Source organism: Streptomyces sp. NPDC051243 (assembly GCF_044455405.1).
Taxonomy (GTDB): Bacteria; Actinomycetota; Actinomycetes; order Streptomycetales; family Streptomycetaceae; genus Streptomyces.
Map to the genome: position 1 here is coordinate 1 of NZ_JBITES010000037.1, position 5372 is coordinate 5372.

Genomic DNA, 5372 nt, shown 5'->3' on the forward strand with positions numbered 1-5372 from the left:
CAACGCCCACAAGTCCGGCACCATCAAGGGCCTGTCCGCCGAGGTCGGCGCCTCCCTCACCTCCGGCGCCCCCATCTGCGAAATCAAGGACTGACCGTACGAGGGCTTCCGTACGACATTCCCGAGGCGCCCGGCGGACTGAGCAATCAGCCCACCGGGCGCTTCTCTTCCCCACGGAACAAGTGAAGGAAGGGCAGGTGAACCCCATGGCCCAGCCGCCGGCCGGCATGCGTGCCGACGCCCGCCGCAACCACGAGCGCCTGCTCACCGAGGCCCGCTCCGCCTTCGCCGAGCACGGCACCGACGCCTCACTGGAGGACGTGGCCCGTAGGGCGGGCGTGGGCATCGGCACCCTCTACCGCCACTTCCCCAACCGGGAAGCCTTGCTGAGCGCCGTCTTCGAGGACGCGGCCGGCGACCTGCTGACCCGCTCCCGCGAACTCCTGCACGCCCCGGAGCCCTGCGCGGCCCTGGTGACATGGCTGCGCGAGATGGTCACCCACGCCGGCGAGTACCGGGGCCTCGCGCGCTCGCTGATGTCCGTGTCCACCGAAAGCACCTCGGCCATGGCCCGCTGCAGCGGACCGCTCCGCGAGGCGGGCGGCGCACTGCTGACACGGGCGCAGGAAGCGGGAGCGGTCCGGAAGGACGTGGCGATCGGCGACCTTCTCCAGCTGACGCACGCGATCGCACTGGCGGCGGAGGAGTCCCCGGCCGACCCGGACCTGGCGGACAGATTGCTGCGCTTGACACTGAGGGGACTGAAACCCCGGTAGGGGCGCGGGGAACTGCGCGACCAGCCACTACGAGCCCGCACCCGCGCGAAGACAAACCCCTACGGCGAGGCGGCGCCAGACGTACCGTCAACGCCGCCGCAGATCAGCGACGCGCGCCCGCTCCCGCTCCAGCCCCTGCTCACCGAGCACCGCAGCGGTCCTCAGCCCGGCTCCCGCGGCTCGCCCCGCGCCAGCGGTACGCGGCCCCGGCAGGGCAGCCCGCTGTTGACGCCGCGCCGGGACCTCGTCACCCCCCGGGTTCCCGCTCGCCCCGGCCACGGCGATCTGCACCCCCTGGTCGGCGAGAGCCTGAAGCTCGGTGTGGGCACGGTCGTCATGGCCCGGCGGCTCGTCGGTGACCAGCCGCGTGATGACGTCCGTGGGCACCGTCTGGAACATCGTGTCCGTACCGAGCTTGGTGTGATCGGCGAGGACGACGACTTCCGCGGCGGCCTGGACGAGCGCCCGGTCGACGGAGGCGGACAGCATGTTGGACGTGGACAGCCCGCGCTCGGCGGTCAGGCCGCTCCCGGACAGGAAGGCCCGTGACACCCGCAGCCCCTGGAGCGACTGCTCGGCGCCACTGCCCACCAGCGCGTAGTTCGACCCGCGGAGCGTCCCGCCCGTCATCACGACCTCGACCCGGTTGGCATGGGCCAATGCCTGTGCCACCAGCAGGGAGTTGGTGACGACGGTCAGACCGGGGATACGAGCGAGCCGGCGGGCCAGCTCCTGCGTGGTGGTTCCCGCCCCGACGACGATCGCCTCGCCCTCTTCCACGAAGTTCGCGGCGAGGTCGGCGATGGCCGTCTTCTCGGCGGTCGCGAGATGTGACTTCTGCGGAAAGCCGGACTCCCGCGTGAACCCGCCCGGCAATACCGCACCGCCATGCCGGCGGTCGAGGAGTCCTTCTGCCTCCAGTGCGCGCACGTCCCGCCGTACGGTCACTTCGGAGGTCTGGACGACGCGGGCGAGCTCACGGAGCGACACGGCCCCGTTCGCTCGCACCATTTCGAGGATCAATTGGCGACGTTCTGCAGCGAACACGAAACTGACAGTAACCCCAACGACCGTCTGGTTTCAGCAGTTTGCGCCGAATAACAGAAGTTGTTCGCACGCGAGGACGGGAAGTGGTATAGGGCCTAGTCCCCTCGCCTATGCCGCACGCATGCTCGACAACTCCCCGTGACCAGCGAAGAGTTGGTTCCGGCCGTCAGAGCTCGCCGCCGGACTTCCGGGTGTGCAGCTGCCGTGCCACCTCGGCGATCGAGCCCGAAAGGGAGGGGTACACGGTGAAGGCGTTCGCGATCTGTTCGACCGTCAGATTGTTGTCGACCGCGATCGAGATCGGATGGATCAGTTCCGAGGCGCGCGGCGACACGACCACACCGCCGACGACGATGCCGGTGCCCGGACGGCAGAAGATCTTGACGAAGCCGTCCCGGATGCCCTGCATCTTCGCGCGCGGGTTGCGCAGCAGCGGCAGCTTGACGACCCGGGCGTCGATCTTGCCCGCGTCGACGTCCGCCTGGGTGTACCCGACGGTGGCGATCTCGGGGTCGGTGAAGACGTTCGACGAGACCGTCTTCAGGTTCAGCGGGGCCACGGCGTCACCCAGGAAGTGGTACATGGCGATACGTCCCTGCATGGCGGCGACGGACGCGAGCGCGAAGACACCGGTCACGTCACCGGCGGCGTACACACCGGGCGCCGTGGTCCTGGACACCTTGTCGGTCCAGATGTGCCCGGACTCGCGCAGCTTGACGCCGGCCTCCTCCAGGCCCATGCCCTCGGAGTTCGGAATGGCGCCGACGGCCATGAGGCAGTGGCTGCCGCTGATGACGCGGCCGTCGGCGAGGGTGACCTCCACCCGGTCACCCACCCGCTTGGCGGCAGCCGCCCGCGAGCGCGCCATGACGTTCATGCCACGACGCCGGAACACGTCCTCCAGTACGGCGGCGGCGTCCGGGTCCTCACCCGGCAGCACGCGGTCCCGCGACGAGACGAGCGTGACCCGCGATCCCAGCGCCTGGTAGGCACCGGCGAACTCGGCACCGGTGACACCGGACCCGACCACGATGAGCTCCTCGGGCAGCTCGGTCAGGTCGTAGACCTGGGTCCAGTTCAGGATCCGCTCACCGTCGGGCTGGGCGTCGGGCAGCTCACGCGGATGACCACCCGTCGCGATCAGCACCGCGTCGGCGACGAGTGTCTCCTCGCTCCCGTCGGCGGCGCGCACCACGACCTTGCGCGACCCGTCCAGGGCCTGCATGCCCTCCAGCCGGCCCCGGCCCCGCAGCACCCGGGCGCCGGCCCGCGTCACGGAGGCGGTGATGTCGTGCGACTGGGCGAGCGCGAGCCGCTTCACACGCCGGTTGACCTTGCCCAGATCCACCCCCACCACACGCGCGGGCGTGTCGATGTGCGGGGTGTCGTCGGCGACGATGATGCCCAGCTCCTCGTACGAGGAGTCGAAGGTGGTCATCACCTCGGCCGTAGCGATAAGGGTCTTCGACGGCACGCAGTCGGTGAGCACCGACGCCCCGCCCAGACCGTCGCAGTCGACGACGGTCACCTCCGCGCCGAGCTGAGCGGCCACCAGCGCCGCTTCGTATCCGCCGGGTCCGCCACCGATGATCACGATCCGAGTCACGTACTCCATTGTCCCGCACGCCTCACCATCGGACTGCCTGGGGGCCCGCCCGAGACACCACCGTTACGGGAGGGGCGAGCGATTCGGCTGCCGTACCCTCTCTCCATGTCGCTCTACGCCGCGTACGCCGGCAATCTCGACGCGCGGCTGATGACCCGCCGCGCCCCGCACTCGCCGCTGCGCGCCACCGGCTGGCTGAACGGGTGGCGGCTGACGTTCGGGGGCGAGCAGCTCGGCTGGGACGGCGCGCTCGCGACGCTCGTCGAGGAGCCGGGCGAGCAGGTCTTCGTCGCGCTGTACGACATCGCGCCCATGGACGAGGAGTCCCTGGACCGCTGGGAGGGCGTCGGTCTGGGGATATACCGCCGGCTGCGGGTGCGGGTGCACACGCTGGAGGGCGAGGAGCCGGCGTGGGTCTACGTGCTGAACGCCTACGAGGGAGGGCTGCCGTCGGCCCGCTACCTGGGCGAGGTCGCGGACGCGGCGGAGTCGGCCGGAGCACCGCACGACTACGTGATGGAACTGCGCAAGCGCCCCTGCTGACTCCCGCACGCCCCACCAGCCCCACCAGCCCCTTTTTCCCCACCGTTCGTTGGAAACGACAAGACAACGATCGCCATCCCGTGAGCTCTGTCATCTACGCGCGTAGGCCCAAACCGGCTACCCTCGGTCGCGTGAACGCATCTCTTCTTCCGGACGACATCCAGGGCGACCCCCACGCGGCCGCCGACGCCGCCGCCGCGCGCCTGCGCGAACTCACGGGCGCCGAGACCCACGACGTCGCCCTCGTGATGGGCTCCGGCTGGGCTCCGGCCGTGGACGCCCTCGGCGCACCCGAGGCCGAGTTCCAGGTCACCGAGCTGCCCGGCTTCCCCCCGCCGGCGGTGGAAGGGCACGGCGGCAAGATCCGCTCCTACCGGATCGGCAACAAGCGCGCCCTGGTCTTCCTGGGCCGCACCCACTACTACGAGGGCCGCGGTGTGGCTGCGGTGGCCCACGGCGTCCGCACCGCCGTGGCGGCCGGCTGCAAGACGATCGTCCTGACCAACGGCTGCGGCGGCCTGCGCGAGGGCATGCGCCCCGGCCAGCCGGTCCTGATCAGCGACCACATCAACCTCACGGCCACCTCCCCCATCATCGGCGCGAACTTCGTCGACCTCACCGACCTCTACTCCCCCCGCCTGCGCGCCCTGTGCAAGGAGATCGACCCCACACTGGAGGAGGGCGTCTACGCCCAGTTCCCCGGCCCGCACTACGAGACGCCGGCGGAGATCCGCATGGCCCGTGTGATCGGCGCGGACCTGGTGGGCATGTCGACGGTGCTGGAGGCCATCGCGGCGCGTGAGGCCGGCGCGGAGGTGCTGGGCATCTCCCTCGTGACGAACCTCGCGGCGGGGATGACGGGCGAGCCCCTCAACCACGAGGAGGTCCTGCAGGCGGGCCGCGACAGCGCGACGCGGATGGGGTCGCTGCTGGCGCAGGTGCTCGGCCGGCTCTGAGGGCCGTATGCGCCGTTGGGGGTGCCGGGTTCGGTCGTAGGGCGTCTGCGGGCGCGTCGTAGCCGGTCGCGCGGTTTCCCCGCCACAGGGTGAACGGACTTGCCGTCGCCCGCGCCGCAAGGTGGACGGACTCGCAGTCGCGCACGGCGGGAAGGGGACGGGGTGGGGGGTGTCCGCCCGCAGCGGCGGGCGTCAACACGGGGCACCCTACTGACGTACGGCAACCGCCCGACCGAGGACGGACACCCCCCCCCCCCCCCCCCCCCCCCCCCCCAAACCGGGGGCCCCCCCCCCCCCCCCCCCCCCCCCCCCCCCCCCCCCCCACCCCCACACCCCCCCCCCCCCCCCCCGCCCCCCCCCCGCCCCCCCCCCCCCCCCCCCCCACGCCCGCGTCTGTTGCCGGCATACGGCTCCCCACTCCCCTGGGCCGCCCCGGCGGGTCAC

Annotated in this window: 4 protein-coding genes and 1 pseudogene; 3 read left to right on the plus strand and 2 right to left on the minus strand. The window is 71.6% G+C overall.

Going from position 1 to position 5372, the window contains the following annotated elements; genetic code table 11:
* Positions 1–227: 227 nt before the first annotated feature.
* Positions 228–776 (plus strand): TetR/AcrR family transcriptional regulator, encoded by a 549-nt coding sequence (locus ACIBAG_RS45625; protein ID WP_399114062.1) that lies wholly within the window; start codon positions 228–230, stop codon positions 774–776.
* 87 nt (positions 777–863) lie between these two features.
* On the opposite strand, the gene ACIBAG_RS45630 is transcribed toward ACIBAG_RS45625, so the two are convergent.
* Complete coding sequence (locus tag ACIBAG_RS45630) at positions 864–1799, minus strand: DeoR/GlpR family DNA-binding transcription regulator (RefSeq protein ID WP_399114063.1); 936 nt, start codon at positions 1797–1799, stop codon at positions 864–866.
* Between the two features lie 190 nt (positions 1800–1989).
* A pseudogene (locus ACIBAG_RS45635) lies at positions 1990–3447 on the minus strand (NAD(P)H-quinone dehydrogenase); the annotation flags it as partial.
* 87 nt (positions 3448–3534) lie between these two features.
* Between ACIBAG_RS45635 and ACIBAG_RS45640 the strand changes: the two are divergent.
* Positions 3535–3972: a gamma-glutamylcyclotransferase gene (locus ACIBAG_RS45640; protein WP_398820815.1), complete on the plus strand. Its 438-nt coding sequence runs from the start codon at positions 3535–3537 to the stop codon at positions 3970–3972.
* A 131-nt stretch (positions 3973–4103) separates the two neighbouring features.
* Complete coding sequence (locus ACIBAG_RS45645) at positions 4104–4928, plus strand: purine-nucleoside phosphorylase (protein ID WP_217209247.1); 825 nt, start codon at positions 4104–4106, stop codon at positions 4926–4928.
* Positions 4929–5372: the final 444 nt, after the last annotated feature.

Excerpts from the sequence above, each read along its gene's own strand:
- ACIBAG_RS45625 (WP_399114062.1), top strand. The coding sequence starts at position 228 with ATGCGTGCCGACGCCCGCCGCAACCACGAGCGCCTGCTCACCGAGGCC.
- ACIBAG_RS45640 (WP_398820815.1), top strand. The coding sequence starts at position 3,535 with ATGTCGCTCTACGCCGCGTACGCCGGCAATCTCGACGCGCGGCTGATG.